Origin of the sequence: Streptomyces sp. NPDC004658 (assembly GCF_040609555.1) — a bacterium.
Taxonomy (GTDB): Bacteria; Actinomycetota; Actinomycetes; order Streptomycetales; family Streptomycetaceae; genus Streptomyces.
In genome coordinates this window covers 1-1,139 of record NZ_JBEXKG010000421.1, presented here as the reverse complement: position 1 = coordinate 1,139, position 1,139 = coordinate 1, and the positions used below count along the sequence as shown (strand labels likewise).

Genomic DNA, 1,139 nt, shown 5'->3' with positions numbered 1-1,139 from the left:
GCGCGGTGCCCGTGGTCGAGGCGAGTACGCACGAGCCCGGGTTCGAGGCGAAGTCGGCGCTGGAGCTGACCGCCAAGGAGGACATCGCACGGGCCGCGGCCGCGATGGCCGTGCCGGGCAGCGCCATCGCGCTCTCGGGCGGCACCACCACTTTCGCCCTCGCCCAGCAGCTGCTGGACGTACCGGACTTGACGGGGGTGACCAACTCGGTGCGGGTCGCCGACGTGTTCCATGCCGCGCAGCGTCCGGGCTCGCCCGGTACGCGGCCGGGTGCCGCGACGGTGGTGCTCACCGGTGGGGTCCGGACCCCTTCCGACTCGCTGGTCGGCCCGGTCGCCGACCGGGCGATCGCCTCGCTCCACTTCGATGTGCTCTTCCTCGGTGTGCACGGGATCTCGGTGGAGGGCGGACTGTCCACGCCGAATCTGGCGGCGGCCGAGACCAACCGCCGCTTCGTCCAGTCGGCGCGGCGTGTGGTGGTGGTCGCCGACCACACCAAGTGGGGCACGGTGGGCCTGAGTTCGTTCGCCACGCTGGACCAGGTGCACACGTTCGTCACGGACGGGGGCCTGTCCGCGGGCGCCCGTGAGGAGATCGAGGAGCATCTGCCGGGTCTCGTGGTGGCGGGCCGGGCGGCGAACGGCGAGCCGGGCGAGGACTGAGCCACGGATTCCGCTCAGCTCGCGCCGGGGCCGTGACGTCCTAGGATCGAAGGGTGGCCGTCTTCCGGATCGAGCGCTTCACTCCCCTGCCCGCCGCCGAGTCCTGGCGCCGGGTGACGGACTGGGAGCGGCACGCCGCGCAGGTCCCGCTGACGACGATCACGGTGCCCACCGGGCTGCCGACGCGGGTGGGGACGCTCTTCGTGGCGCGTACGGGGATCGGCCCGCTGGGTTTCGACGATCCGATGGAAGTGGTGAGGTGGTCACCGCCGTCCGGCGGCAGGGCGGGGATGTGCCGACTGGAAAAGCGCGGCCGGGTGGTGCGGGGCCGGGCGTCGATCGATGTGTATCCCACCCGTGCGGGATCCCATGTGGTGTGGGTGGAGGAGCTCTCCGTGCGGCTGCTGCCCCGGTGGGGCGATCCTCTACTCTCCGGCGCGGGCCGTCGGCTCTTCGGCCGGGTGCTCGACTCCATGC

2 protein-coding genes are annotated in these 1,139 nt (G+C 72.5%); both read left to right on the top strand.

The annotated features are described in order from the left end of the window. A partial coding sequence (locus ABZV94_RS41835; protein WP_356350372.1) for a DeoR family transcriptional regulator occupies nucleotides 1-662 on the top strand: 662 nt, incomplete at its 5' end. A gap of 53 nt (nucleotides 663-715) precedes the next feature. After that, nucleotides 716-1,139 (top strand): SRPBCC family protein (locus ABZV94_RS41830; RefSeq protein ID WP_356350370.1); only part of this gene is annotated, 424 nt, incomplete at its 3' end.